Annotated in this window: 21 protein-coding genes and 1 pseudogene; 16 read left to right on the forward strand and 6 right to left on the reverse strand. The window is 39.0% G+C overall.

The window, feature by feature from the left end; translation table 11 throughout:
* The first annotated feature begins 41 nt into the window (after nucleotides 1-41).
* The 9 genes from JOD14_RS13470 to JOD14_RS00915 all read left to right on the forward strand — a co-directional run bounded on the left by JOD14_RS13470 (nucleotide 42) and on the right by JOD14_RS00915 (nucleotide 12,181).
* Entirely contained in the window at nucleotides 42-1,760 is a 1,719-nt protein-coding gene (locus JOD14_RS13470) for a PTS mannitol transporter subunit IICB (protein WP_204652800.1), read from the forward strand.
* Complete coding sequence (locus tag JOD14_RS00880) at nucleotides 1,723-3,774, forward strand: BglG family transcription antiterminator (protein ID WP_204652801.1); 2,052 nt, start codon at nucleotides 1,723-1,725, stop codon at nucleotides 3,772-3,774. Before JOD14_RS13470 ends, JOD14_RS00880 begins: the two co-directional genes overlap by 38 nt.
* Nucleotides 3,767-4,207: a PTS mannitol transporter subunit IIA gene (locus JOD14_RS00885; RefSeq protein WP_204652802.1), complete on the forward strand. Its 441-nt coding sequence runs from the start codon at nucleotides 3,767-3,769 to the stop codon at nucleotides 4,205-4,207. Before JOD14_RS00880 ends, JOD14_RS00885 begins: the two co-directional genes overlap by 8 nt.
* A gap of 167 nt (nucleotides 4,208-4,374) precedes the next feature.
* Complete coding sequence (locus JOD14_RS00890; protein WP_204652803.1) at nucleotides 4,375-6,129, forward strand: PTS mannitol transporter subunit IIBC; 1,755 nt, start codon at nucleotides 4,375-4,377, stop codon at nucleotides 6,127-6,129.
* A gap of 21 nt (nucleotides 6,130-6,150) precedes the next feature.
* Nucleotides 6,151-6,588, forward strand: coding sequence for a PTS mannitol transporter subunit IIA (locus tag JOD14_RS00895; protein WP_204652804.1), 438 nt, complete (start codon nucleotides 6,151-6,153; stop codon nucleotides 6,586-6,588).
* A 13-nt stretch (nucleotides 6,589-6,601) separates the two neighbouring features.
* Nucleotides 6,602-7,750 carry a mannitol-1-phosphate 5-dehydrogenase gene (locus tag JOD14_RS00900; protein ID WP_204652805.1) on the forward strand — a complete coding sequence of 383 codons (1,149 nt, stop codon included), beginning with the start codon at nucleotides 6,602-6,604 and terminating at the stop codon, nucleotides 7,748-7,750.
* Between the two features lie 148 nt (nucleotides 7,751-7,898).
* Nucleotides 7,899-8,582, forward strand: coding sequence for a TetR/AcrR family transcriptional regulator (locus JOD14_RS00905; protein ID WP_204652806.1), 684 nt, complete (start codon nucleotides 7,899-7,901; stop codon nucleotides 8,580-8,582).
* The gene (locus tag JOD14_RS00910; protein WP_204652807.1) at nucleotides 8,566-10,299 is read left to right on the forward strand and encodes an ABC transporter ATP-binding protein; all 1,734 of its coding nucleotides are present in this window, start codon (nucleotides 8,566-8,568) and stop codon (nucleotides 10,297-10,299) included. The genes JOD14_RS00905 and JOD14_RS00910 overlap by 17 nt, the downstream gene beginning before the upstream one ends.
* Entirely contained in the window at nucleotides 10,292-12,181 is a 1,890-nt protein-coding gene (locus JOD14_RS00915) for an ABC transporter ATP-binding protein (RefSeq protein WP_204652808.1), read from the forward strand. The genes JOD14_RS00910 and JOD14_RS00915 overlap by 8 nt, the downstream gene beginning before the upstream one ends.
* Before the next feature lie 402 nt (nucleotides 12,182-12,583).
* Here the strand turns inward: JOD14_RS00915 and JOD14_RS00920 are convergent, their stop codons facing one another.
* Complete coding sequence (locus JOD14_RS00920) at nucleotides 12,584-12,916, reverse strand: hypothetical protein (RefSeq protein WP_239576026.1); 333 nt, start codon at nucleotides 12,914-12,916, stop codon at nucleotides 12,584-12,586.
* Nucleotides 12,917-13,469: 553 nt separating this feature from the next.
* Between JOD14_RS00920 and JOD14_RS00925 the strand changes: the two genes are divergently transcribed.
* From JOD14_RS00925 to trmB, 4 genes and pseudogenes are all read left to right on the forward strand, one after another.
* Nucleotides 13,470-14,198: an ABC transporter ATP-binding protein gene (locus JOD14_RS00925; RefSeq protein WP_204652810.1), complete on the forward strand. Its 729-nt coding sequence runs from the start codon at nucleotides 13,470-13,472 to the stop codon at nucleotides 14,196-14,198.
* 4 nt (nucleotides 14,199-14,202) lie between these two features.
* Nucleotides 14,203-15,432 carry an ABC transporter permease gene (locus JOD14_RS00930; protein ID WP_204652811.1) on the forward strand — a complete coding sequence of 410 codons (1,230 nt, stop codon included), beginning with the start codon at nucleotides 14,203-14,205 and terminating at the stop codon, nucleotides 15,430-15,432.
* A gap of 117 nt (nucleotides 15,433-15,549) precedes the next feature.
* On the forward strand, nucleotides 15,550-16,329 hold the full coding sequence (locus JOD14_RS00935) for a phosphotransferase family protein (protein WP_204652812.1): 780 nt from the start codon (nucleotides 15,550-15,552) through the stop codon (nucleotides 16,327-16,329).
* Nucleotides 16,330-16,380: 51 nt separating this feature from the next.
* Nucleotides 16,381-17,040, forward strand: a pseudogene (gene trmB / locus JOD14_RS00940) (tRNA (guanosine(46)-N7)-methyltransferase TrmB); the annotation flags it as partial.
* 117 nt (nucleotides 17,041-17,157) lie between these two features.
* Here the strand turns inward: trmB and JOD14_RS00945 are convergent.
* From JOD14_RS00945 to JOD14_RS00960, 4 genes are read right to left on the reverse strand one after another with little or no spacing between them, the layout of a single operon-like run.
* A complete protein-coding gene (locus JOD14_RS00945; RefSeq protein ID WP_204652814.1) occupies nucleotides 17,158-18,348 on the reverse strand; it encodes a M20 family metallopeptidase in 1,191 nt (396 codons plus the stop codon).
* A gap of 12 nt (nucleotides 18,349-18,360) precedes the next feature.
* The gene (locus tag JOD14_RS00950) at nucleotides 18,361-19,251 is read right to left on the reverse strand and encodes a transporter substrate-binding domain-containing protein (RefSeq protein ID WP_204652815.1); all 891 of its coding nucleotides are present in this window, start codon (nucleotides 19,249-19,251) and stop codon (nucleotides 18,361-18,363) included.
* A gap of 18 nt (nucleotides 19,252-19,269) precedes the next feature.
* Complete coding sequence (locus JOD14_RS00955; protein WP_204652816.1) at nucleotides 19,270-20,004, reverse strand: amino acid ABC transporter ATP-binding protein; 735 nt, start codon at nucleotides 20,002-20,004, stop codon at nucleotides 19,270-19,272.
* Complete coding sequence (locus JOD14_RS00960) at nucleotides 19,997-20,713, reverse strand: amino acid ABC transporter permease (RefSeq protein WP_204652817.1); 717 nt, start codon at nucleotides 20,711-20,713, stop codon at nucleotides 19,997-19,999. The genes JOD14_RS00955 and JOD14_RS00960 overlap by 8 nt, the downstream gene beginning before the upstream one ends.
* Nucleotides 20,714-20,948: 235 nt before the next feature.
* On the opposite strand from JOD14_RS00960, the gene JOD14_RS00965 reads away from it, so the two are divergent.
* Together JOD14_RS00965 and JOD14_RS00970 are read left to right on the forward strand one after the other, a co-directional pair.
* Entirely contained in the window at nucleotides 20,949-21,797 is an 849-nt protein-coding gene (locus JOD14_RS00965) for an aldo/keto reductase (protein ID WP_204652818.1), read from the forward strand.
* A gap of 125 nt (nucleotides 21,798-21,922) precedes the next feature.
* Nucleotides 21,923-22,186 (forward strand): hypothetical protein, encoded by a 264-nt coding sequence (locus JOD14_RS00970; protein ID WP_204652819.1) that lies wholly within the window; start codon nucleotides 21,923-21,925, stop codon nucleotides 22,184-22,186.
* 97 nt (nucleotides 22,187-22,283) lie between these two features.
* On the opposite strand, the gene JOD14_RS00975 is transcribed toward JOD14_RS00970, so the two are convergent.
* Nucleotides 22,284-22,838 carry a restriction endonuclease gene (locus tag JOD14_RS00975; RefSeq protein ID WP_204652820.1) on the reverse strand — a complete coding sequence of 185 codons (555 nt, stop codon included), beginning with the start codon at nucleotides 22,836-22,838 and terminating at the stop codon, nucleotides 22,284-22,286.
* 132 nt (nucleotides 22,839-22,970) lie between these two features.
* Here JOD14_RS00975 and JOD14_RS00980 point away from each other — a divergent pair, with 132 nt between their 5' ends.
* Complete coding sequence (locus tag JOD14_RS00980) at nucleotides 22,971-24,833, forward strand: DUF4153 domain-containing protein (protein ID WP_204652821.1); 1,863 nt, start codon at nucleotides 22,971-22,973, stop codon at nucleotides 24,831-24,833.
* Nucleotides 24,834-24,836 lie beyond the last annotated feature (3 nt).

Here is a 24,836-nt window from a genome sequence, read left to right on the forward strand (position 1 = left end):
TTTTATAATAGAAGGCAAAAGAGGGAAAAGTAGGTGAAAAAGTGGTAAGACAATTGCTAAACGTGCAACTCAATGGTTTTTTAAAACTGGGTCGCTTTATGAGTCGTATACTAATGCCCAACCTAAGTGTCTTTTTAGCTTGGGGACTTTTAAATCTGCTGCTACCTTTAACAACAGGGGCTTTTCATGACCGGTTAATCCAAATTGATCAAATGATGGTTTATCTTTTACTGCCGATTTTACTAGGTTATAGTGGCGCCAAATTAATCCACGCACGAGCAGGTGTGGTCGGTGGGATGGCAACACTGGGGGTGATTGCGAGTGCGACGATTCCTCAAATGTTGGGTGCCTTAATGATAGGGCCACTAACTGGTTATGCTTTACGGCTTTTTGATCGCAAAGTTTTGCCAAAAATAAAACCTGGTTATGAAATGCTCGTCCATAATTTATCAGCCGGAAGTCTAGGAGCTCTTTTTTGTTGTTTCGGTCTCTTTGTCGTTGGCCCTTTTGTTACGCAGATGAGCTATTTTGAAGGTCTTTTTGTGACAAAGCTAGTTCAATTAAACTTATTGCCACTCATTCATGTTGTGCTTGAGCCATTAAAAATTTTATTTTTAAACAATACGATTAATCATGGGATTTTGACCCCATTAGGATTAGAAATTGCGACCCAAAAAGGGACTTCGCTACTATTTTTACTTGAAGTTAATCCAGGTCCTGGTCTTGGGGTTTTACTGGCCTTTGTTTTTTTTGGACCAAAAAAATTACGAGGCCACGCGAGTAGTGGGCTACTCATTCAAGGCGTGGGCGGTTTACATGAAATTTATTTTCCTTTTGTTTGGTTAAATCCGTGGCTTTTTTTAGCCGTGATTTTAGGTGGCATGAGTGGGACGTTTGTTTTCCAATTTTTACAAGTCGGTTTAACCGCTCCGGTCTCACCAGGATCGGTCATTATGATTTTATTAAATGCACCTGCTACAATGGTGGGTGGTGTCTTTCTAGGGATGGGGGTCAGCTTGTTTGTTTCTTTTTTGATTGCTAGTTTAGCTTTACAACAAAAAATCTTGCTGACAGAAGAAAGTATAAAGGAGATTCAAGTGGAAAAAGTTAAAAAAATTATCTTTGCTTGTGAAGCAGGGATGGGTTCGAGTGCGATGGGAGCAAGTTTATTAAAAAAAGAATTAGCGAAAGCTCGGCTAAATTTACCGGTAAGTCATTTCGCACTACAACAAGTCCCAAACGATGAAAATAGCTTAATTGTTGTCCAAAAAGAATTATTGCAACAAGCGCAAAAACAAGCCCCGCAAGCCCAAATTTATCCGATTCAACAATTTCTTGATGAAGCGACGTACCAAGCCCTCGTTAGCCAGTGGGAGGCGCCAATCATCCACGAAGAACGGGACCGGTCAAAAGAAAAGACAGTGGTTGATTTGACGACAACATTTCCTTATCAAAAAGTTGTTTTTCTTTATGAAGCACCCAAAAGAGGGACGCAAACGATCGCGGTTGATTTTATGCAAAAAGCGGCTAAAAAAACGGGGTACCAAGGAACGATTATGAAAAGTGCGACGATTCCTTCCCCACTTGAGCCAACAACATTGCTTGTTTTAACGAAAGACTACTTGACACAAGTGAATTTACCAAAGGGCACAACGTATTTACTCATTAAAGATTATGCCCAGACATCACAATATGAAAAATGGTTGAAAGGGGAGGATTTGCATGTTCTTGTCGCAAAGAGAAGCGACGATTTTAAGTGAATTATTACAACGCCAACAAGCTTTATCACTGGATGAAATGATGCAACTATTAAAAGTGAGTAAGCGTACCGTATATCGGGAAGTTGCTAATTTAGAAGCTTCTTTAGAAGAAGTCGGGGCCCAGTTAGACCGTGTTACGCGTGGCCGCTTTGTTTTAGTCGCAGACGAAGAAACACGCCAAAAATTGATGGAAGACCTTGGCTTGCAGACGGATTTTCAAGCGCTTTCGACGCAAGAACGGCAACATGCCATCTTATTAAAATTATTGGTGCACCAAGAACCACTGCCACTAAGTTTCTTTTTAGAAGAGTTTTTAATCAGTAATACGACTTTTTTTGCTGATATTAAGCAACTAGAAAAACGCATGTCGCATTTGCCACTGGCGATTACCCGTAACCGCGGCTATCAAATCGTAGGCCCCGAAAGTCAAAAGCGTTTACTCCTAGCCAATACGCTCGGATTGGAAATCAACGATTATCAATTTTTTCATTTGGAACAAATTGAACAACAAGCCGATTATTTTTTACAATTTGTTGACCGGGTTCATCTAGACATTGCGCAACAAGCCGTTTTAGAAATTTTAGAACCGAATTTAAGTAATTTAAGTGATCGAAAATTAAAGTTTTTAGTTTTAATGTTAGCGATTGGCATGGATCGCCTTTCACAAGGATTAACGCTAGGAGAAGATGAATATAGCCACAGTATGGATAAAAAATTCTTAACCCTGGCTAAAAAAATCTTTTTACAATTAGCCAATCAAACGAAGCAACTTTACAGCATCAGTGAAATTTTATTTTTTGCCCAGTTGATTGATACCTTTTCAAGTTCTTATGAAGCCGATTTTTTTGAAGAAGATTTTGATTTAAAATTAGCTTTTCAAGTCAAGCAATTAATTGAAAAAATTAGCCATGAAGTCGAAGTCGATTTTTTTGAAGATAGCCAACTTTATAAAATGCTTTTAACGCATTTATCAGCGACTTTGAGTCGAGGCATTTTGCGCGAGCCAGAGTTGAATAATCCCATTTTAGAAAAAGTCGTTAATCAATACCAAGAAGTCAGCCTCGCGATTCGTCAAGCAGTTCGTGAAGTTTTCCCAACGGTGGCTTTTTCAGAAGAAGAAGTCGCGTACTTGGTTTTACATTTTGCCAACTCATTAGAAAAAAGCCCGAAAATTATGGCGGTCGATATTGCTGGCATTTCGCCCAGTGGTCTTGCTTCCACCCGAATGCTGGAGCGACGCTTACGCAAAAATTTTCCGTTTATTCATACGGTGACCTTTTTTCGTGTGGCCGATTTAAAGAAAGTTGATTTGCTCAAAGATTACGATTTAGTATTATCTACCACTGTTTTACCTGGGTATCCAGGGAAATACTTACTCGTCTCTCCATTATTACTAGAAGAAGAGTTAGAGCAAATTCGCCAAGCGCTTCATGCTTTAAACTATCAAGAAAAAAGACTCCAAGTCGGTACGAAAACAAATGAACCGACTCCTGAAAGTTATCAACATTTATTGGCGTTTCTCGCGCAAGTAGAACGCTTTTTAGCTCATTTTTTTATTAGTGAAATTAACAATCCCAATGACCTTTCGCAAACACTCCAAGTTTGTTTGCAACAACTGGATACTAAAATAGTGACCGACGTCTTTAAAGTCAAAGAAAAATTGTGGCAACGACTACACCAAGCGCCAATTGGCATTCCCAATACCCAAGTTGGTCTATTTCACGCGGCCGATTCAAGCGTGAAAGAACCACTTTTTGTCATTTTTGACTTAGTGACGCCATTAACTATTATGGGAATGGATAAGCAAGAGATGCCTTTGAAACGCCTGTTACTTATGCTTGCACCTTCGCCAATGGAAGAATCGACGAGTAAAATGTTAGGAAAAGTCAGTGGCGCGATAATCATGAATGATTTGAATTTGGAAATCTTTAATTCAGGCAATCAAGAAATTATTTACCAACTTCTGGCAAGCCTTTCAATTGAAGAAATTCAAGGAGGGACACGTGATGTTTGATTTTTCGGATATCTTTATTTTACTTAATCAATCATTTTCAGATGCGCAAACGGCGATTGAAGTGGTCGGACAAAAATTAGTACAAGCTGGGAAAATTGCGCCAGAATACATTCCCTCGATGCAAGCACGTCAACAGCAATTGAGTGTCCATATCGGCAATTATATCGCCATTCCTCATGGTGAAAATGGCAGTCAACAATGGATCAAAGAAGCAGGAATGGCTTTTGTCCAAGTACCAGATGGGGTGAATTTTGGCAGTGAGCGCCATCCTAAATTAGCGACCGTATTGTTTTTTGTTTATTTGACGGACCAGAAACTCGCTGGCTTACAAGAAATTGCTTTTTTAGGCACGGATTTAGCCCAAGTCATGGCCTTAAGCGATGCCCAAACGCCCACAGAAGTGTTAACAATTCTCACCGAAACAACTTTTTAAACGCAGGCAATAGCCACCAAAACCAATGAAACGAATTGGTTTTGGTGGCTATTTTTGTGCCAACGTCAACTTTTGGCACAAGAAAGCGTGACAAGGTACGACTATAAAGCGTTTTCAAAAGGAGCTAGAATAAAGTCAACAAGAGGAGAACGAAAGGAGTTTTCAAAATGAATCAAAAACATAAACAGGCGGGGTTGAAAGCCAAAGTTCAAAAGTTAGGAAGCACGTTATCCAGTATGGTCATGCCAAACATTGGCGCTTTAATTGCTTGGGGCGTATTAACAGCTTTATTTATTCCGGATGGTTATTTACCGAATGAATCATTCGCAACGATGGTCGGTCCAATGCTAACGTATTTAATTCCGATTTTAATTGGTTATACCGGTGGGAAAATTATTGCTGAAGAACGCGGGGCGGTTGTTGGAGCAATTGCGACGATGGGTGTGATTGTAGGAACCGATATTCCAATGATCTTAGGCGCTATGATTATGGGACCACTGGCAGGGTATTCGATGAAGAAATTCGATCAATTATTCCAACATCGAATCAAAGCAGGTTTTGAAATGCTGGTTAATAACTTCTCAGCAGGTTTAATTGGTTTTGGTTTAGCGCTTTTAGGCTTTGTGGCAGTCGGTCCCGTTGTTGACGCACTCACGCAAGCGATGGCCAATGGAGTGAACGCAATTATGCAAGCCCAACTCATTCCATTAGCGAATATTTTTATCGAACCAGCTAAAATCCTTTTCTTAAATAATGCGATTAACCATGGCATTTTGACCCCACTTGGAACGGAACAAGTCACCACAATGGGGCGCTCGGTTTTATTCTTACTAGAAGCCAACCCGGGCCCAGGGCTAGGCGTGTTACTTGCTTTCACATTGTTTGGGAAAGGTTCAGCAAAAGCTTCGGCACCAGGTGCAATGTTGATTCATTTCTTTGGTGGGATTCACGAAATTTATTTCCCTTATGTCATGATGAAACCGCTCTTATTTTTAGCAGTCATTGGTGGAGGCGTTTCAGGTAGCTTCACTTTCCAAATTTTAAATGCAGGGTTAAGAGCACCCGCTTCACCAGGGTCAATTATTGCGATTTTAGCGATGGCACCAATGGGGGCACACATTCCTGTTTTATTAGGTATTTTAGTCGCAACGTTCGTATCTTTTGGTATCGCGACCGTTATTTTAAAAGCTGACGCGACCGAAACGACAACCGATCAACTGGCTGAAAAGATTGAAAAAATGCAAAAAGCCAAAGCCGCGGCTAAAAGTGGCCAACCCTTAAATGATCTAGCAGGTATTACCCAAATTATCTTTGCTTGTGATGCGGGAATGGGGTCAAGTGCAATGGGCGCTTCGATTTTAAGGAAGAAAGTGCAAGCAGCCGGCTTAGATTTAACCGTAAAAAATCAAGCGATTAGCCGTTTAAGCGATGAGGCACAAACATTAATCGTAACACAAGAAGAATTACAAGAACGAGCAAAGCAAAAAGCGCCAAATAGTACTTTTGTGGCGGTTGAAAATTTTTTGAATTCGCCACGTTACGATGAAATCATTGCCCAATTAACCAATCAACCATTGGAAGAATCACCTGAAGTTACGTTAGAAGAAACCATTCAAGTTCCATTGGCCGACTTTTCCAATGTCAAAGAAATCGCGTTTGTTTACGATACACGTCAAGGCTCAGCAACGATGGCCCAAAAAACGTTTGCGCAATTGTTGCGTCAAAATGGCTTGAATTTACCTTTAAAGAAAGTCCATCTTGCTGATTTAAAAACGAGTCCAGATTGTTTAGTAATTAGTAATGCCGCTTTAAGCGAACAACTGAAAGAAAAATACCCAGATATTCAGCACTTAGCTTTCAATAGTTTATTAAATACCCAATCATTTCAACGAGTGATTCGCCAAATTAAAGCAGTTGCTTAAATAAGAGAGGAGCATTTAACCATGGAACATTTAACGACCGAAATGGTTCATTTAAATCAAACATTTAAAAATAAAGAAGAGGCGATTCGTTACTGCGGCGAACAGTTGGTTGCAGCGGGTTGTGTGAGCGAAGATTACATTGAGGCGATGCTTGAAAGGGAAGCCCTGTTATCTGTCTACATGGGGAATTTTATTGCGATTCCTCATGGTACAGATGAAGCTAAAAAATACGTCAAAAAATCAGGCGTTTGTATTGTGCAAGTCCCAGATGGGGTGAACTTTGGTACGGAAGAAGAAGAAAAAATCGTCACCGTCTTGTTTGGTATTGCCGGTGTGGGTGAAGATCACCTATCCCTCATCCAACAAATTGCCCTTTATTGTAGTGATATTGACAATGTGATTCATTTGGCAGATGCATTAAATCAAACAGAAATCATCGACTGTTTAGTCGCCGCTTAGGAGGAGAAGGAAAATGAAAGCAGTTCATTTTGGAGCAGGAAATATTGGTCGAGGCTTTATTGGTGAAATTTTAGCCAAAAATGGTTATGAAATTACATTTGTAGATATTAATGAAACAATCATTGAAGCTTTAAAACAACGCCAAAGCTATACAATCGAATTAGCCGATGAAAGTAAAGAACAAATGACGATTCAAAAAGTAACCGGGTTAAATAACGCCACAAAACCAGAAGATGTCGTGTTGGCAATCGCCCAAGCGGACCTGGTGACAACCGCGATTGGACCAAATATTTTGCCAAGAATAGCCCCTCTTATTGCGCAAGGGATCCAACAGCGTCAAAAGCAAAATAATCAACAGCCATTAGATGTGATTGCTTGTGAGAATATGATTGGCGGCTCAACTTTTCTTGGCGAAGAAGTGAAAAAACATACGACTGATTTGGCCTTTTTACAGCAAAAGATTGGTTTTCCAGATGCCGCAGTTGACCGAATTGTGCCAGAACAACACCATGCCGATTCTTTATTTGTTCAAGTAGAGCCTTTTAGTGAATGGGTTGTCCAAGCAGCCGGCTGTAAGAGTGCGATTCGTTTAAACGGGGTGAATTATGTAGAAAATTTAGAACCATACATTGAACGAAAATTATTTAGTGTGAATACCGGACACGCAACGGTAGCCTACACAGGAGCACTACAAGGATACGATACGATTGACGAAGCGATGCAAGACTATTTAGTCGTGGCACAATTGCGTTCGGTTTTACAAGAAACGGGTCGTTTATTGGTTGAAAAATGGGGATTTGACGAAACCGAACATCAAGCATATATTCAAAAAATCATTCAACGTTTTCAAAATAAATATATTTCAGATGCGATTCGCCGAGTTGCAAGGACCCCCTTACGAAAACTAGGCGCACAAGAACGTTTCATTCGACCAATTTTAGAATTAGAAAAATTTAAAATTATGCCTTTTCATTTAATTGAAACGATTGGGATGATTTTTAACTACTATGACCCAACCGATGAACAAAGCCGCCAGTTACATGAAATGCTCAGCCGAAAAGGCACCGAAAAAACAATCGCCGAAGTTACCGGTATTTCAGATAAACAACTACTGCAACAAATCAAACAAACCGTTGAGAAATACGCATATAAAGCCGCTTAATTATAAAATAAATAAAAAGATAGAAAAGTTCACACTTTTTTCTATCTTTTTTCTTGCCTTTTTTTTAAAAGAGGTTTATTATGACAATGCGTCATATGACAGAGTGTCATATGGAAAGGTCAATGTTTAAAAAGGAAGGAGGAAGACAATGCCAACGGAAACTTTTTTTAATTTACCAAAAGAAAAGCAAGCGCGCATTTTAAAAGCAGCCAAACAAGAATTTTCACGCGTTGGTTTAAACGAAGCCTCCATTGCCCGAATTATTAAAGAAGCGGATATCTCACGAGGGAGTTTTTATCAATATTTTACCGATAAGGAAGATTTGTATTATTACTATTTTCAAACACTTAAAAGTAGTGGGCATCGTTATTTGATTCAAACGATTGAAGAAAAAGAAGGCGATTTGTTCTTAGCGATTGAAGAATACTTTATGCGCCTGGCACCAGAAATTTTTGATGGAGAAGACCGTCAATTTTATCAAAATTTATTTATGAATTTAGATGCACATGGTTTTCAGCGAATGGTCCCGCAATTAGAGAAAAAAGTAGCGACCAAAATCAAACCAAAACGTTGCCCACACCAACAGAAGCATTTTTCTGTGCTTAAGGTAGTGGACACGAAAAAGTTGAAAATAAACAACGAAGCGGAATTAGAAATTCTCTTTAAAATGTTAATGCATGTTATTTTTTCAACGATTGCAGAAGGATACCGGCTTCGCAAAGAAGAACCAACAACGACACTTGAGCCAATTATTCAAATCTTTATGCTTAAACTCAATTGGTTAAAAGACGGTGCAAGAAGGAAGGAAGAAACGGATGATCAAACTTTATAAACGATTGTCACTTGTAACGGTGATTTTAGCAGTTGCTTTTATGAGTGTCCAAGTAGTTTCAGATTTATATTTACCCACATTAACCTCAAATATTATTAACGATGGGGTCGCAACAGGCGATATCAATTATATTTGGCGAACAGGCTTTATCATGATTGGCTTTTCAATCATTAGTATTATTGCGGCAATCGGCAATACGTACTTTGCCACACGTGAATCCCAAAAATTAGGGAAAAAACTAAGAAGTGACGTGTATCAAAAAGTCGAAAATAGTTCCCTGAATACGTTTGATAAATTTGGGACAGCTTCTTTAATTACACGAACGACCAACGACATTAACCAAATCGCCATGGTGATACAAATGTCTTTACGGATGATGATTAACGCACCGATTACTTTAATTGCGGCTAGTTTTTTAGCTTATCAAAAAGATAGTGCTTTAACGAAAGTCTTTTTTTATGTCATTCCGATTTTAGTTGTTGTGATTGGCGTTTTGATGTACTTTGCCGTGCCACTCTTTAAGAGTATGCAAGAAAAAACGGACCGCTTAAACCTCGTCTTTCGTGAGAATTTAACGGGCGTTCGGGTCATTCGTGCCTTCAATAAAACAAAGTACGAAGAAAATCGCTTTGACGACGCCAACGAAGATTACACCCAAACTTCGATTAAAGTCAATACGTTGATGTCACTTATGATGCCACTCATGACTTTAATTATGAGCGGAACGAACATCGCGATTACTTGGTTTGGCGCGCATTATATTGCGGACATGCAATTAGAAGTCGGGAATTTAATTGCCTTTATGACTTATGCCATGCAAATTTTGATGAGCTTTATGATGTTGGCGATGTTGTTTGTCATGATTCCGCGTGCCCAAGCATCGGCGAAACGGATCAATGAAGTCCTTGATGAAAAAGATGAAATTTTAGATCCAGTGACCCCTAAAAAATTAGTGGCACAAAAAGAACAAGCGACTTTAGCGTTCAATCAAGTGAATTACCGCTATACTGGAGCAGAAAAGCTCGCACTTGAAGGCATTGATTTTAAGGTGAAATCAGGACAAACCGTTGCGATTATTGGTGGAACGGGTTCTGGTAAAACGACGCTTGTTCATTTAATTCCGCGTTTATATGACATTGAAGCGGGTGAAATTTCAATCAATGGGCAAAACATTGTTGAAGTCACGCAACAAAACTTACGTGAATTAATCGGTTTTGTGCCACAAAAAGCCGTTTTATTTAGTGGCACAATCCGAGAAAACATGCAGTATGGCAATGCAAAAGCGACGGATGAAGAAATTTGGCAAGCTCTAACAACTGCTCAAGCCCGTGATTTTGTCGAGTCGTTAGAAGATGGACTCGATAGCTGGGTAGAACAAGGCGGTGGCAACTTCTCAGGTGGACAAAAGCAACGTTTGGCTATTGCTCGTGCCCTGGTTAAACCAGCCGATATTTTTGTCTTTGATGATTCCTTTTCCGCGTTAGACTTTAAAACCGATGCTAAATTACGTCAAGCTTTAAAAACCGATGTCACCAATAGCATCTTAGTCATTGTGGCTCAACGGGTGAGTACCGTAATGGATGCCGATATGATTTTAGTTCTTGATGAAGGAAAAGTGATTGGCAAAGGGACACACCAAGAATTATTAGCGACAAGCCAAACTTACCAAGAAATTGTCGCATCGCAATTAAGAGAGGAGGACTTGGTCAATGAGTGAGAAAAAAAATCAACCCCCTAAAAAAGGCCCAATGGGTGGACCAGGTCATGGACCCGGACGAGGCATTGGCATGAAAGGTGAAAAAGCCAAAAACTTTGGCCCTACGGTAAAACGTTTGTTTCGTTATATGTCAAAACGCCTTCTTCCAATCACGTCGGTCTTCGTTTTAGCCATTGCAGCGGTTCTTTTTCAAATTCAAACCCCTAAAATATTAGGGAAAGCAACGACTGAAATATTTAATGGGGTAATGAAGGGGGCCCAACAAATGAAGATGGGCGAAAAATTAACCAGTTTCCCCATTGATTTTGAGAAAATCGCCCAAATTATTGTCTTAGTAATCGGCTTATATCTTCTTTCAGCCGTATTCAATTTCTTACAACAATTTATCATGACCCGCGTGTCGCAACGAACTGTCTATGAACTAAGAAAAGAATTAAATGAAAAAATGAATCGTTTACCAATTTCTTATTTTGACACCCATACGAATGGGGATATTATGTCACGTGCAATTAATGACATGGACAACATTGCGAGTACGTTGCAACAAAACTTAACGCAATTTGTTACGAGTATTGTAACTTTTATCGGGGTACTTGTGATGATGTTAAGTATTAGTTGGCAACTAACTTTAATCGCCCTTGTTACTGTACCACTGAGCCTAGTGGTTGTGATGTTAATTGCGCCACGTTCACAAAAATATTTTGCCGCTCAACAAAAAAGTTTAGGACTTTTAAATGACCAAGTCGAAGAAACATACGCTGGTCATACGGTGGTTAAAACGTTTAACCATGAAGCGGCCGATCAAGCAGCTTTTGAAGTCGAAAACGAAAAACTTTATGAAGCCGGTTGGAAAGCCCAATTTATTTCAGCGATGATTATGCCACTCATGAACTTTGTTAAAAATTTAGGTTACGTATTCGTTGCGGTTTTAGGTGGGATTAAAGTTGCCAATGGGAATATGACATTAGGGGATGTTCAAGCATTCTTACAATACACCAACCAATTCTCACAACCAATCACCCAATTAGCAAGTTTAATTAATATGATTCAATCAACCGTTGCATCTGCTGAACGAGTTTTTGAAGTCTTAGACGAACCAGAAATGAGCAATGAACCCTCAAATTTACCTGTTCAAACCGACTCGCCTTACAAAGTCCAATTTGAAAATGTTCAGTTTGGTTATGAGAAAGACCAGCTTTTAATGACCGACTTTAGTTTAAACGTCAAACCAGGTGAGATGGTAGCCATTGTCGGACCAACTGGCGCTGGGAAAACGACTTTAATCAACTTATTGGAACGTTTTTATGATATTTCAGGCGGCAGCATACGCTATGACGGCCGCGATACCCGCGACTTAAAACGCGATGAATTACGCCAACATTTTTCAATGGTTTTACAAGATACTTGGCTCTTTACTGGTACGATTTACGACAATATCTTATATGGCAATGAAGGCGCGACAAAAGAACAAGTCTTGGCTGCTTCAAAAGCTGCTCACGTCGATGAATTCGTTCGGAAACTACCAGATGGTTATGACACGATTTTAAACGAAGAAGCAAGTAATATTTCGCAAGGCCAACGCCAATTAATTACGATTGCGCGTGCGTTCTTAGCCAATCCAGATGTCCTTATCTTAGATGAAGCCACTTCAAGTGTTGATACACGGACAGAAATCTTAATTCAACGCGCAATGGCTCGCCTCTTAGAAAACCGAACCAGTTTCGTCGTGGCCCACCGCCTATCAACCATTCGCGACGCCGATAATATTATTGTAATGAATCACGGCTCCATCGTAGAAACCGGCAACCACGACCAACTAATGGCCAAACAAGGCTTCTACGCCGAACTCTACAACAGCCAATTCACAGACGACGCCGCTTAAAATCAGGTGATTAAAAAGGCGTTATGCTCCGAGTAACTGGAAGAAACGGCGCACAAGTGGGTCTTTCACTTGTGCGCCGTTTCTGAAGTTACCGAAGGAGCAGCCTTCTTAATCCCGTTAAACCAGGTGTAAAAAACGCGCTCTGCTCCAAGCAACTGGAGGAAAAGCAGCACAAGCGGGTCTTTCGCTTGAGTTGATTTATCGAAGTTGCCGCAGGAGCAGCTTTTTTTACCCGCGAAACAAGGTGATTAAAAAAGCGTTATGCTCCGAGTAACTGGAAGAAACGAGGCACAAGCGGGTTTTTCGCTTGAGCCTCGTTTCTGAAGTTACCGAAGGAGCAGCTTTTTTTACCCGCGAAATATTTTTATTAATTTTAAGAAAACAAAAAAATCATTTGTTCTTTTATTTTTTGAACGAATGATTTTTTTGGATAAAATGATATAAACCTAAAACATCTGTGCTAGTGAGTTTTCCAATTGGTTGTTTTTTGAAAATTGCGGTTTTACGAATATTATAGGTCCGGTGGGTGTCGACATAGGAAGCCTGTTTTAACCCAGCTATTATCCAATCGATTATTGGATAGTAGGCTTGCTTTATATTTTTAGACTTATTTATATATTGATTAGTTATTTTAAAAATAGTGATATATTTTCCTTTGATTTCAACAACTAAGGCAGGTCGCACCTTTGAATTGTTATTTTCATCAAATGGAACATTTACGATATATAATTCCATTTGCTCCAAAAAAACTAATCCTCCGACATCCACTTGTGGAAATGAGGTGCTTGTTCAGGATTATAATATCCTTTTGAATCGATTTCAACTTTTTCATTAGGAATTTCAGCTACTAGATTATGCCAATCTAAGGCTGTTGGGAGTTTCTTTTATCTAAGAAAAGTTGGAATATAAGTTGTAGACCCGTACGTAAGGATTAACATGAGGAAGGTAATTCTATTGATAAATTTTCATCTGTTACTTGACAGGGGTCTCACCAAAATGGCTACACTTTCACAAATTATTAAGTATTGGAACAATGTCAATATTTAAAAATTGGGCGTATTATGAATATTCAACAATTATTCAATAGACATTAATTCGCATTCGCCATGTAAAATTTTCAAATGAAAAAAACTAGGTAATTTTTGATTTTCAGCTGAATAACAGTAAATTTTTTTGAAAAGACCATCCAAAAATAAATTCAAAGGAACAGTTAAAACGAGCAGAACAGGTGGTTTTCTAGCTAGGAAAGCATTATAATTATAATAAGACATTTTGGAGGAAAAAATTTATGACCCTTGTTTTAAAAGATGTAACAGGTGGCTATGGCCATTTACCGGTGTTAAAAGAGATTAGTTTTGAGGTTCGTGACCATGAATTAGTCGGATTAATTGGTTTAAACGGTGCTGGAAAAAGCACAACAATCAAAGAAATTATGGGGTTACTCGAACCGCAAGCTGGTACGATTACACTTGATGGTTTAACGCTAAAAAAAGAGGCGGAAGCTTATCGTAAAAAAATTGGCTACATTCCTGAAACGCCCGTGCTTTACGAAGAATTAACCTTAAAAGAGCACATTGAAGTGACAGCGATGGCTTATGATATCCCCCAAGAATTGGCGCAAGCCCGTGCTAAAAAATTGTTGAAAACTTTTCGCTTAGAAAATCGAACGGACTGGTTTCCAGCAAACTTCTCAAAAGGGATGAAACAAAAAGTCATGATTTTGTGTGCCCTTTTAATTGAGCCAAGTTTATTAATTGTGGACGAACCTTTTTTAGGTCTAGATCCTTTAGCCATTCATGCATTATTAACGTTATTTGATGAGATGAAACAAACCGGCGTTTCAATTTTAATGTCAACGCACGTGTTAGCAACGGCAGAAAAACATTGTGATCGGTTTGTGATTTTGCATGAAGGGAAGATACGCGCGCAAGGCACCTTAGCGGAACTTCAAGTGGAATTTGGGTTGCCGCAAGCTTCGTTAGACGAAATTTACATCGCGTTAACGAAGGAGGATTAATAAAATGAAGCAATTTTTTCAACAACGAGTCGCCAAGCATCAAAAAAAGATGCAACGCTATTTACGTTATGTGATCAATGACCATTTTGCGTTGACGATGACTTTTTTAGTGGGTGGTTTAGGCTTTTATTATGCAGATTTATTAAAAACATTGCCTAGTCCATTTCCTCTAGGCAATGTGATTGTCCTTGTTTTTTGGTTAATGACGCTCCATTTAGGTCACTTTGCTAGTCTGACGCAATTACCCGATGCGGTTTTTTTGTTGCCAAAAGAACGAGCGATGCGTCAATATTTAGTGCAAGCTTTTCTTTATAGTTGTTATTTACCATTTGGGTTATTGATTTTAACGACGGCTTTTTCGATGCCTTTAGTTGTCGTTGCCAGTACAAAAGTGACGTTTCAAAGTACGGCCTTTTTTATTTTGCTCCTTTGGATTTTAAAAGCGAGTCATCTTTTTGTACAACAACTTGATTTTTACCAAGGGATGCGCCCAAAACGTTGGCAATTTTATAGCTTATGGCTAAGTAGTAGTACAGCAATTTTAGCAGTTAGCCTTTTTTATACGTATCTTTTAGGGTTAGCGTTGGCCATCATTCAAGTAGGGAGCTTTTATTTATTTACTTGGAAGAAAAATACGGCTCGGCTTGATTGGGAAAGACTCATCCAAGTGGAACAGTCGCGTTTGCATCGTTTGTATCAGTTCATCCATTTATTTACCGATGTGCCGGAAATGAAAGGACAAGTCAAACGACGGAAGCACTTTGATATTCTTTTGCAAAAAATACCATTACGCCAAGAAAACACGTATTTGTATTTATTTGCGCGTCATTTTTTACGTGGCACAGAGTATAGTGGCTTGTACCTGCGTTTAGTTGTGATTGGTGGTCTTTTTCTGGCCTTTATCAACGAAATTTGGTTTGCGTTAGGGATTGGCGCGTTGTTTTTATACTTAATTGGTTTTCAACTATTGCCACTAGGACAACAATTTCGGTACACAACGACCGTGTTACTTTATCCACTAGCAACCAGTCAAAAAGAACAAGCTCTAAAAAAGCTTTTAACGGTTTTACTATTCGTTGTGGCTGCTGTTTTTAGTGTCATTGTTAGCCTAACTTTAACGAATTGGTCAGCAAAACTACTAGTCAGCGGTAGTTATTTTGTGTTTGTCGGGCTCTTTGTTCAGTTTTATTTACCGTATCGTTTCGCTAAAACAAACAAAAAGCTAGGTATTTAAACGCCTTTATTTAAAAAAAGGCTAAAAAAAACAAGGGGAACGTACAAGCGTCTTGACGAAGCGGTGTTAAGAAGCTAAAATGATTCGTACTGCTTAAAAAATATAGGGGGTGTAAAGATGGATCTTCGTTTAGATAGTGAATGGCAAATTCGACCAATCAAAGGCGATACTGGTAAAACGTATCTCGGCTTAAAAGCGCAAGAAAAAGTCTTTATTAAACGCAACACCACCCCAATGTTAGCAGCATTATCTAAAGAAGGGATTACTCCGAAACTTGTTTGGACTAAACGGACCGGTAATGGGGACGTCTTATCGGCGCAAGAGTGGCTCGAAGGTCGCTTACTAACGCCAGAAGAAATGGGGGAACGAAACGATGTTATTGATGTTTTGTACCATTTACACCATTCAGATTCTTTAAAAAACATGCTTGAGAAAATGGGTGGTCAAACGTATTCACCTGAAAAATTACTCCAAGCTTATGAAGCCGATTTACCGAAAGTGATGAAAGAAAACCAATTTTTAACGCTTGTTTATCAATACTTACGTCAACATATCCCAGCTTTTCATACGAAAGAAAAAACGGTGGTCCATGGCGATGTAAATGAAAGAAATTGGCTCGTATGTAACCATTATCTCTACTTAGTCGATTGGGATTCCGTGATGTTTGGCGATCCATTTGTGGATATTGGAAATGTATTAGGGCATTATGTTCCGGTTTCTAATTGGCGCCAATGGCTAATTAGTTACGGTGTTCATCCTAGAAACGAAATTATCGAGAAAACTTATTGGTACGCCATTTTAAGTATGTTGCAAGAAATAAAAAAATACTACCACAAAGGCGATTACCAAGCAATGAATCAAGAAATTTTACAATTAAAACGAATCTATATTCAGTAAAAATGGGGGAGCAACACTTCTCCATTTTTTGCTCAAAAAGAAAGGAAAAAAAGTATGCGTGTAAGAAAAAGAACAGGAGCCGAAGAATTAATTGCCTCACATCCGCAATTTGTGGTTGATGAGCCACAAAAATGGAAAGGACGTTGGGCAGAGCGTTTTGGTAATGACCATCCAATTCATATTGAAATTGGCATGGGGAAAGGTCAATTCATAGCTGGCATGGCAAAAGCCAATCCTACAATCAATTATATCGGGATTGACATGCAAGTCAGTGTCGTTTCATTTGCCTTAGATAAATTGATCGAAGAAAATATTCCAAACTTACAACTATTACATGTTGATGGCTCAGAATTAACGAATTATTTTGCCGACAGTGAAGTCGATCAAATTTATTTGAATTTCTCTGATCCCTGGCCAAAAACCCGTCATGAAAAACGGCGCTTAACGTACAAAACGTTTTTAGCCGTTGATGAGCAAATCTTGCGTCCAGCAGGCGAAATTCATTTTAAAACGGATAACCAAGGCTTATTTGAATATTCTTTAGCTAGCTTCTCGCAATATGGACTCATCTTACAAAAAGTTTGGCTTGACTTGCATCATAGTGGCTATGAAGGCAACATCATGACCGAGTATGAGCAAAAATTCTCAGAAAAAGGCCAACCGATTTATCGTGTAGAAGCGAAATTCCCAGACAAAACAATAAGACGATAAAAAACAAGGCAACGATAGCGACGAAGCGGAAAAAGCGTTTGTCTAAAATTGAAATAAAAACAAGCACGCTTAGAAGAAATGCTCTTTTCTTCTAAGCGTGCTTGTTTGCTGCTAAATTTATTTTAAGGTTGCAATGGTTTCATCAAATTCTTTTTTGATAGCGGTAAGCTTATCCGGGTTTTCTAGTAAATCTAAAATCGTTAAGCCTAACCCTTGGGCGGCTTTAATTAGGCCATTTTTCCCATCAGGTGAGATGGTCGCAGCGGCCATTTCTTTTGTATGAGCACCTACTTCTTCGCCACAAATTTTAATAAAACCTTGAATGGTTGGGCATTTATAACTAACGGCACCAACATCCGTTGAACCAGTAGCGACTTCATCAACCGGCTGAATATCCGTTAACCCAAGTTCTTGATATTTTTCCGTTAAAAGATCGGCTAAAGCATAATTAATGACCGTATCTTCATAGGGGCATTCGTAGACAGAAGTTTTATAAGTCACGTCATTGGCTAAACAAATGCCTTCAACCGCTTTTACGGCTTTTTCGGTGACTTCTTTTGCGTAAGCCATTGTCGGTGCGCGGAAATAATATTCTAATGAAGCATATCCAGGAATGACATTGGCTGCTTGTCCGCCATCTTTAACAACGCCGTGGATATACGTATGTGGGTTGACAAATTGACGAATCAAATTAATTTGCAAATAGCTCATCACCGCTGCATCTAAGGCAGATGCTCCTGTTTGTGGTTGACAAGCATGGGCATTTTTACCAAAAAATTCAAACTTAATCGGATTTAAAGCATTTGAGCGGCCACCGACACCATTTTGAGAGCCAGGGTGCACCATTAACGCTACGTCAACGTTATCAAAAACACCGGCTTGTGCCATACTGACTTTTCCACCAAAGTTTTCTTCTGCTGGTGTACCAACAACTAGTAATTTACCACCAAATTGATCAATGATTCCTTTGACGGCTTCACCGGTTGCGACACCAATGCCTGCAATTAAGTTATGGCCACAACCATGACCAACTTCAGGTAGGGCGTCGTATTCACACATGACCGCAATCACAGGGCCAGGTTTGCCAGTATCATATTCGCCAATAAAGCCAGTCGGCACAACATAGCCAGCCGTTGTTTTAAAGCCAGCCTTGTCCAAATAATCCACTAATAACGCCATTGTTTCAAATTCTTCATTCCCAATTTCAGGATTGTCATACATCGTTTGCACAAGGACCATGTAATCATCAATTTTGTCTTCGACCGATTGTAAGATCAAGTCGTGGGCTTTTATAGTATCGGTTGTCATAAATTATCGCTCCTATTCCACTGCATTTACAGCCATTTCAGTGTATTCTGCACGCCATTTTTCTAAGTTGCCGTTTTCAAGGTTTTCTTGAATAACTTGGTTGGCTAACTCGATTAAAGCCGCATTGTCATTTTGTTTTGGAAAACCAATGACGTTTGTTGCATAACGTTGTGTCGGATCTAAGTCAAACGTTTCTTGTGGTAAAATCACTAAATCAGGGAAAGTTGCAAGCATCGGCGTCACGTTTGAAGTTGAAACCGTTAAAGCATCCACGTCACCTGAGTTTAAAGCTAAAAGAGCCGCGTCCATTGTTGCAAATTGTTTAATTTTCTTAGCATCAGTAATCGTCGTTGCTAATTCGTATTGAATGGAGGCGCTTTGTGCACCCACGGTTAATTTAGCCGCTTTTAATTCATCTAAAGTTTGATATTTTTCTGCATTTGTTTTGCTTAATAACACCCCTTGGAAACCATCCGCTGCTTCTTGTTGGTAACCATCAGAAAACTCCATCACTGCGCCACGTTCGTCCGTTCCAACAAAAGCTGCAATTCCAAAGTCGACGCTGCCCGTTTGAACATTTGCTAAAACACCATCAAAGGCAGTCGCTTTAATTTCTAATTTCACGCCAATTTCATCCGCAATCGCTTGGGCTAAAGCAATATCTGACCCAACAATTTCTTTTTTACCATCTTTTAAAATATAAAATTCAGCAGGAGGGAAGTCAGGTGACGTTGCAATGACTAATTTACCAGCTTCTTTAATTTGCGTTAATTGGTCAGCCCCATTTTTCTTTGTTGTGCCAGTATTTGAATCCTCTGTTTGTCCATTACTGCCACAAGCAGCGAGCAAAGTGAAAGCAAAAAGACTGGCCATCGTTAATTTTATTTTTTTAGAAAGTTTCATTTTCATTCCTCCATTTTTTTAAAAAGTAATTTTATCAAGAAAAACTTTCGTCCGTTCTTCTTTTGGATGTTCAAAGAGTTCTTCAGGAGTGCCTTCTTCAACAATGACCCCTTGATCAATAAAAAGGACTCGAGAAGCAACTTGTTTGGCAAAGTTCATTTCATGTGTCACCAACACAGTCGTTAAATGCGTGTTTGCCAGTGCTTGAATAACTAATAGCACTTCTTTGACCATTTCTGGATCAAGTGCGGAAGTCGGTTCGTCAAACAACATTAATTCTGGTTCCATCGCCAATGCTCGAGCAATCGCGACCCGTTGTTTTTGACCACCTGATAATTTATTGGGATAAACATCTTTTTTATCAAGTAGCCCAACTTTTTTTAATAAGTCTTCTGCAATTTTACTTGCTTCTTCTTTAGACAAATTTTTTAATTTCATCGGGGCTAAAATAATATTATCCAGTACCGTTAAGTTAGGAAATAAATTGAAATGTTGGAAAACCATGCCAATGTGTTGTCGAATTTGATCGATTTGGGCTTCTTTTAAAGTTGGATCGGTTAAGGCTTCTTCTTTAAAATAGACTTCGCCACTTGTTGGTTGTTCCATTAAATTTAAACAACGTAAAAAGGTTGATTTACCGGAACCAGAAGGGCCGATAACTGCGACGACTTCTCCTTTTTTAATTTCAGTTGAAATGCCTTTTAACACTTCTAAGTCACCAAAACTCTTTTTTAAATCGATTGTTTTAATCATAGACACTCAACCTCTTTTCCAAACGTTTCATTAAAGCTGTTAAAATAAAAGTTAAGACAAAATAAATGACCGAAATAACAATGAGCGGTTCAAAAATGGAATACGTCGAAGCTTTAATGATGTTACTGGTATACATGACATCAAAAATACCGACAACCGACACAATGGAAGATTCTTTAATCATGGTAATAAATTCATTGCCTAAACCAGGTAAGATGACGCGAATGGCTTGTGGGACAATGACGGCATTCATTGTTTGGCGACGGCTAAGCCCTAATGAGCGGCCGGCTTCCATTTGCCCCTTATCGATTGACTCTAGTCCGCCACGGAGTAATTCACAAATATAAGCACCAGAGTTAATGGAAAGTGCCACAACGGCGGTTAAAAAATCACGTGAACCAAATGTTTCACCTAAAAAAGGGAGTGCAGGAATACTTAATCCAATCATTGGGAAACCATACAACCAAATATACAATTGGACTAAGAGTGGTGTTCCGCGAATAACTTGTGTATAAATATTCGCTAAACCTCGTAAAGCTTTTTTGGGTGATTGTTGTAATAAGGTGGCGAATAAACCAATAATTGAGCCAAAGAACACAGTTGTTAATGAGAGTATGATGGTCAGAACGGTTCCGTCAATAAAAGTCGGAATCCATTTGACTAACTTACCAAAATTCATGACAATTCCTAATGTGAAAGAATAATCCATCGGAAGCCCCTTTCTAAAATATTCAATAAAAGTTTATATAATGAATATTTCTCTTGTTTTATGAGTATGTAATGTATAATAATTCATAAAAAGAGGAAAAGCAAGCATTTTTGAATTTTTATTCATTAATTATTATTAAAGTACTCAAATTGATCAAATTAGGGCCTTTTTTCCGAATGAAAAGCCAAAATGTGTTAAACTAAAGAAAGAAAATCAGTGAAGGAGTGGTAGAAAAATGAATTTAGAATCAACTTATCAGTTAAGTAATGGTAGCAAAATTCCAATCCTTGGTTTTGGGACATGGCAAACGCCAAGTGGACAGGTGGCAGAAGAAGCGGTTTTAACGGCACTTGAGGCGGGCTATCGTCATATTGATACCGCTGCTGCTTACGAAAACGAAGCATCGGTCGGTCAAGCGATTGCCAAAAGTGGTCTTGCAAGGGAAGAATTATTTATTACAACGAAGCTTTCAAATAAAGTTGGCACGTATGAAGAAGCGAAAGTAGCGATTGCGGATTCACTAGCAAAATTAAATCTAACGTATCTCGATTTGTATTTAATTCACTGGCCGAATCCACTGGCTTTTCGCGAGAATTGGCAAAAAAGAAATGCGGACGTTTGGCGTGCCATGGAAGAATCCGTTGTTGCAGGGAAAATCCGCGCAATTGGTGTCTCGAATTTCCATCCCCACCATCTCGCTGCTTTGTTAGAAACAGCTAAGATTCAACCAGTCGTCAATCAAATTCTACTCAATCCAAGTGATCAACAAGAAAAAATTGTAGCCGCTAACCAAGCACATGGTCTTTTAAGTGAAGCCTATAGTCCGCTTGGAACCGGTAAAATTTTTGAAGTGACGGCGCTTCAAACACTCGCACAAAAATACAATAAAACGGTCGCACAATTGGTGTTACGCTGGAGTTTACAAAAAGGCTTCTTGCCACTGCCTAAATCGGTGACGAAAGAACGAATTATCGAAAATCTCGCTCTTTTTGATTTTGAAATTTCATCGGCTGATATGGAGCAAATCAACCAATTCCATGGCCAAGCAGGCAATGCGAGCAATCCAGACGAGACCAATTTTTAGCTAAAATTTATCCCGAAAGCAGACGTAAAAATCGAGCTTTCGGGTTTTTGTACTCGTTCTTGCCAGAAGACCGAATTCGCGTTGTACTCCTCTACGCACTTTATTTTTAAAAGGAGTTCCTATTTATGCGTTTTTATCAAGCTTTACAGTTATCCCCACTTGCTTTGAAAAATCAGATTAAAGCAGCAAATACAAAAAAAGAAAAACATTTCTTTCAAAAAGCAATCGTCACCCGTTCATTTTTACTCGTGAGTTTTGCGATTGTCTTTATTTCACTCATTACCTCGCTCTTTGGGAACGAAACAAGTTCACTTGCGGTTGTTTTATTTTGTCAGCTATTAAGTCTGCGTTTTATGTGCCTTCGTTTGTCTATTGGCAATCACGCTTAGTAAAAAACTTATCATCCAAAAAGATAAATATTTACCAGAAGGAAATTATTCTGAAAATAAAGAAAGCTTGTGACCATCTCTTAGTCACAAGTTTTTTTTATCTCTTTTTATAATGATACGTTTCGATTTGTTTGGCCAACGTATCACGGTCCCAAAGTTGGACATTTAATTTTTTGGCAAGTTGCTTGGCGGAATCGGTGAAGGACGGATTGGTAATAACTATCGCGTGTTGAAGGCCGTAATAATCTTTTCCAGCGTAGATTTCTTGAATGGCTTTGTTACCAACTTTTTTATTCCAGCGTTTACATTGAAAGGCGTATTTTTCTTTATTTTTAGTTGCAATCACATCAACGCCTTGATCAGGACCATCGTTAGTCGTCACAGCAGAATCATATCCGCTATTTAGTAGCAAGAAATAGCAATACTGCTCAAATTCAAAACCGCTCATTTTGTCAATTTCTTGTAATTTTGCTTGACTAAACCGTTTCTTTTGGCTAATAACCGCATAAAATAAAGGGATAAGACCAAGAGCAATCGCTAAAAAACCAATTTTACGAATAGCGGCAAAGGCTGGATAAACAAACGATGCAATAACCATCAAAATACCAATCGTAGCAAAATGAATCAATTCATTTTCTTGTTTCTTTTTCATACAAGACTTCCTAAAATTTTTATTTACTTTTACTATATCTTATATACATCATCACGTGTTGATTTCGCTTGATTCTTTTGAAATGTGTTATAATTTGATTAGAAAGAAACGAGAATGGCGGAGGTGTTTTCGATGAATCAGTTTGGAAAATCGATTGAAAAAATGTGGAAGGGCGCTTTTGAGGCGGTTGCAACGTTTCCGATCACAAGCCTGAATGCGATTTTATTTACCATTGTAACAATGATTCGCATTCAACTCGAGTGGCAACAACAAGAACCGTATAATCTTTTATTTAATAGTTTGCATTGGGCGTTTAGTTTTGGTGCTATTTTTGGTTTAATGGCAACCACTTATGTCCGTCGCAAGAACAATCAACCACACCCTTTGCTCCTTGCCAATTTAACGACGGGTATTGCGACCTTAGTTGCCTTTTTAAGTTTGTACTTTTTAGGGGCAAGAATACCAGGAGCGAATGACTATTTCAAGTATCCGATTTTGTCTGAGATTGCTCACGTTCGTATGACGACGATTACTTTAGTTATGTTTTTTGCCTATCTGTTTTTTGCGAGTCGTCCAAAAGAAAAACCTGAAATTTCACGCGCCATTTTTATGAATCAAAAAGCGCTGGTTGTCGCGGGTATTTATGGCTTGGTGTTAATGGCGGGAACGTCTGCGATTGCCGGGGCGATTCAAGCTTTGTTGTATACGCAAATGAGTTTTAAAGTTTATCAATACCTTGGCGCTCTCGTTGGTCTAGTGACGTTTATGTTATTTTTAGGTGCATTACCCAATTTTTCAGCTACCGAGAAAGATGAAAAATGGCTCGCTGCCGAAAAACAAGCGCGCTTTATTCATTTGCTATTCGCGTATATTTTAACACCAATCATGATTGCTTTAACCATCGTTTTACTTTTGTGGACGGTAAAAACCATCTTCCAAGGCGTTGGTTCAAACTTTGTCCGTCTGTCTGGGATTGCGACAACCTATTCCGTCGTGGGACTTTGGCTGCATATGATGGTAGTAGAAGCAAAAACACCAATCACTGATTTTTATTTAAAATCGTATCCTTATGCCGCGCTCGTTATTTTAGCTTTTGAAGCTTGGGCGTTGGTGATGCATTTAAACACGTATGGGTTACAAACAACCGAATATTATTTTATCGTGATTTGGGTTGTTGCCATCAGTAGCATGTTACTTATTTTATTCAAAAAAGAATGGGCCTACGTCTTTATCTTATGGATTACGATGGGGGCGATGTTGTTTACGGTGTTGCCAGTCGTGGGCTATCAGTCCTTACCCGTTCGCTTACAAACCAAACGTTTAGAGCAGCTATTAGTCGATGCGAATATGTTTAAAGAAGGGGCGATTGTTCCAGGAAGTGAAGAACTTGTCCGTGAGACTCGCGTGAAAATCACTTCATCGGCTCTTTTTTTAGCCGGACAAAATGAAGAGGCCATCCCGAAATGGCTAAACGATGAGCTTTTTAATCAAGCAACCTTTGAAAAAGTGATGGGCTTTGCGCCAGTTTATCCAGATTCACCAGGTAGTCAACCAAGCACACGGTATCAAGAAGTCTTTTTACAAATTGAACCAGGTGCGATTCCAATTGTAGACTACGATTGGGCAATCCTTTTAGGTAGTTATTATGGAGAAGCAGCCATCTCGGATACGATTGCTGGCAAAAATGGCGAGTATCAAGTGCAGTGGATGACAGGGACAACCGATCAAAGCATTCCCAAACTAAAAATTACGTTAGATAACCAAGTCATTTTAGAAGAAAATATGAGTAATTACCTTGATACCATTTTGAAAAAATACCCACTGGGCGCCGGCGATACCATTGAAGTGCCGTTAGCAGATATGAGTCACACATTCAGTAATGACCAAGTGAGTGGCATCATTGTTTTTCGCAGTGTCAATGCTACACTTGATGTACGCGAAGATACAATGAGCTATTGGTTTGAAGTTGCTTCTGTTTATTTGAAAGAAAAATAATGA

It is taken from the genome of Enterococcus lemanii, assembly GCF_016909125.1.
GTDB lineage: Bacteria > Bacillota > Bacilli > Lactobacillales > Enterococcaceae > Enterococcus_I > Enterococcus_I lemanii.

What these genes read in the sequence shown, in the direction of transcription:
- JOD14_RS00880 (WP_204652801.1), top strand. Translation starts at nt 1,723, where the DNA reads ATGTTCTTGTCGCAAAGAGAAGCGACGATTTTAAGTGAATTATTACAA.
- JOD14_RS00885 (WP_204652802.1), top strand. Translation starts at nt 3,767, where the DNA reads ATGTTTGATTTTTCGGATATCTTTATTTTACTTAATCAATCATTTTCA.
- JOD14_RS00890 (WP_204652803.1), top strand. Translation starts at nt 4,375, where the DNA reads ATGAATCAAAAACATAAACAGGCGGGGTTGAAAGCCAAAGTTCAAAAG.
- JOD14_RS00895 (WP_204652804.1), top strand. Translation starts at nt 6,151, where the DNA reads ATGGAACATTTAACGACCGAAATGGTTCATTTAAATCAAACATTTAAA.
- JOD14_RS00900 (WP_204652805.1), top strand. Translation starts at nt 6,602, where the DNA reads ATGAAAGCAGTTCATTTTGGAGCAGGAAATATTGGTCGAGGCTTTATT.
- JOD14_RS00905 (WP_204652806.1), top strand. Translation starts at nt 7,899, where the DNA reads ATGCCAACGGAAACTTTTTTTAATTTACCAAAAGAAAAGCAAGCGCGC.
- JOD14_RS00910 (WP_204652807.1), top strand. Translation starts at nt 8,566, where the DNA reads ATGATCAAACTTTATAAACGATTGTCACTTGTAACGGTGATTTTAGCA.
- JOD14_RS00915 (WP_204652808.1), top strand. Translation starts at nt 10,292, where the DNA reads ATGAGTGAGAAAAAAAATCAACCCCCTAAAAAAGGCCCAATGGGTGGA.
- JOD14_RS00920 (WP_239576026.1), bottom strand. Translation starts at nt 12,916, where the DNA reads ATGGAATTATATATCGTAAATGTTCCATTTGATGAAAATAACAATTCA.
- JOD14_RS00925 (WP_204652810.1), top strand. Translation starts at nt 13,470, where the DNA reads ATGACCCTTGTTTTAAAAGATGTAACAGGTGGCTATGGCCATTTACCG.
- JOD14_RS00930 (WP_204652811.1), top strand. Translation starts at nt 14,203, where the DNA reads ATGAAGCAATTTTTTCAACAACGAGTCGCCAAGCATCAAAAAAAGATG.
- JOD14_RS00935 (WP_204652812.1), top strand. Translation starts at nt 15,550, where the DNA reads ATGGATCTTCGTTTAGATAGTGAATGGCAAATTCGACCAATCAAAGGC.
- JOD14_RS00945 (WP_204652814.1), bottom strand. Translation starts at nt 18,348, where the DNA reads ATGACAACCGATACTATAAAAGCCCACGACTTGATCTTACAATCGGTC.
- JOD14_RS00950 (WP_204652815.1), bottom strand. Translation starts at nt 19,251, where the DNA reads ATGAAACTTTCTAAAAAAATAAAATTAACGATGGCCAGTCTTTTTGCT.
- JOD14_RS00955 (WP_204652816.1), bottom strand. Translation starts at nt 20,004, where the DNA reads ATGATTAAAACAATCGATTTAAAAAAGAGTTTTGGTGACTTAGAAGTG.
- JOD14_RS00960 (WP_204652817.1), bottom strand. Translation starts at nt 20,713, where the DNA reads ATGGATTATTCTTTCACATTAGGAATTGTCATGAATTTTGGTAAGTTA.
- JOD14_RS00965 (WP_204652818.1), top strand. Translation starts at nt 20,949, where the DNA reads ATGAATTTAGAATCAACTTATCAGTTAAGTAATGGTAGCAAAATTCCA.
- JOD14_RS00970 (WP_204652819.1), top strand. Translation starts at nt 21,923, where the DNA reads ATGCGTTTTTATCAAGCTTTACAGTTATCCCCACTTGCTTTGAAAAAT.
- JOD14_RS00975 (WP_204652820.1), bottom strand. Translation starts at nt 22,838, where the DNA reads ATGAAAAAGAAACAAGAAAATGAATTGATTCATTTTGCTACGATTGGT.
- JOD14_RS00980 (WP_204652821.1), top strand. Translation starts at nt 22,971, where the DNA reads ATGAATCAGTTTGGAAAATCGATTGAAAAAATGTGGAAGGGCGCTTTT.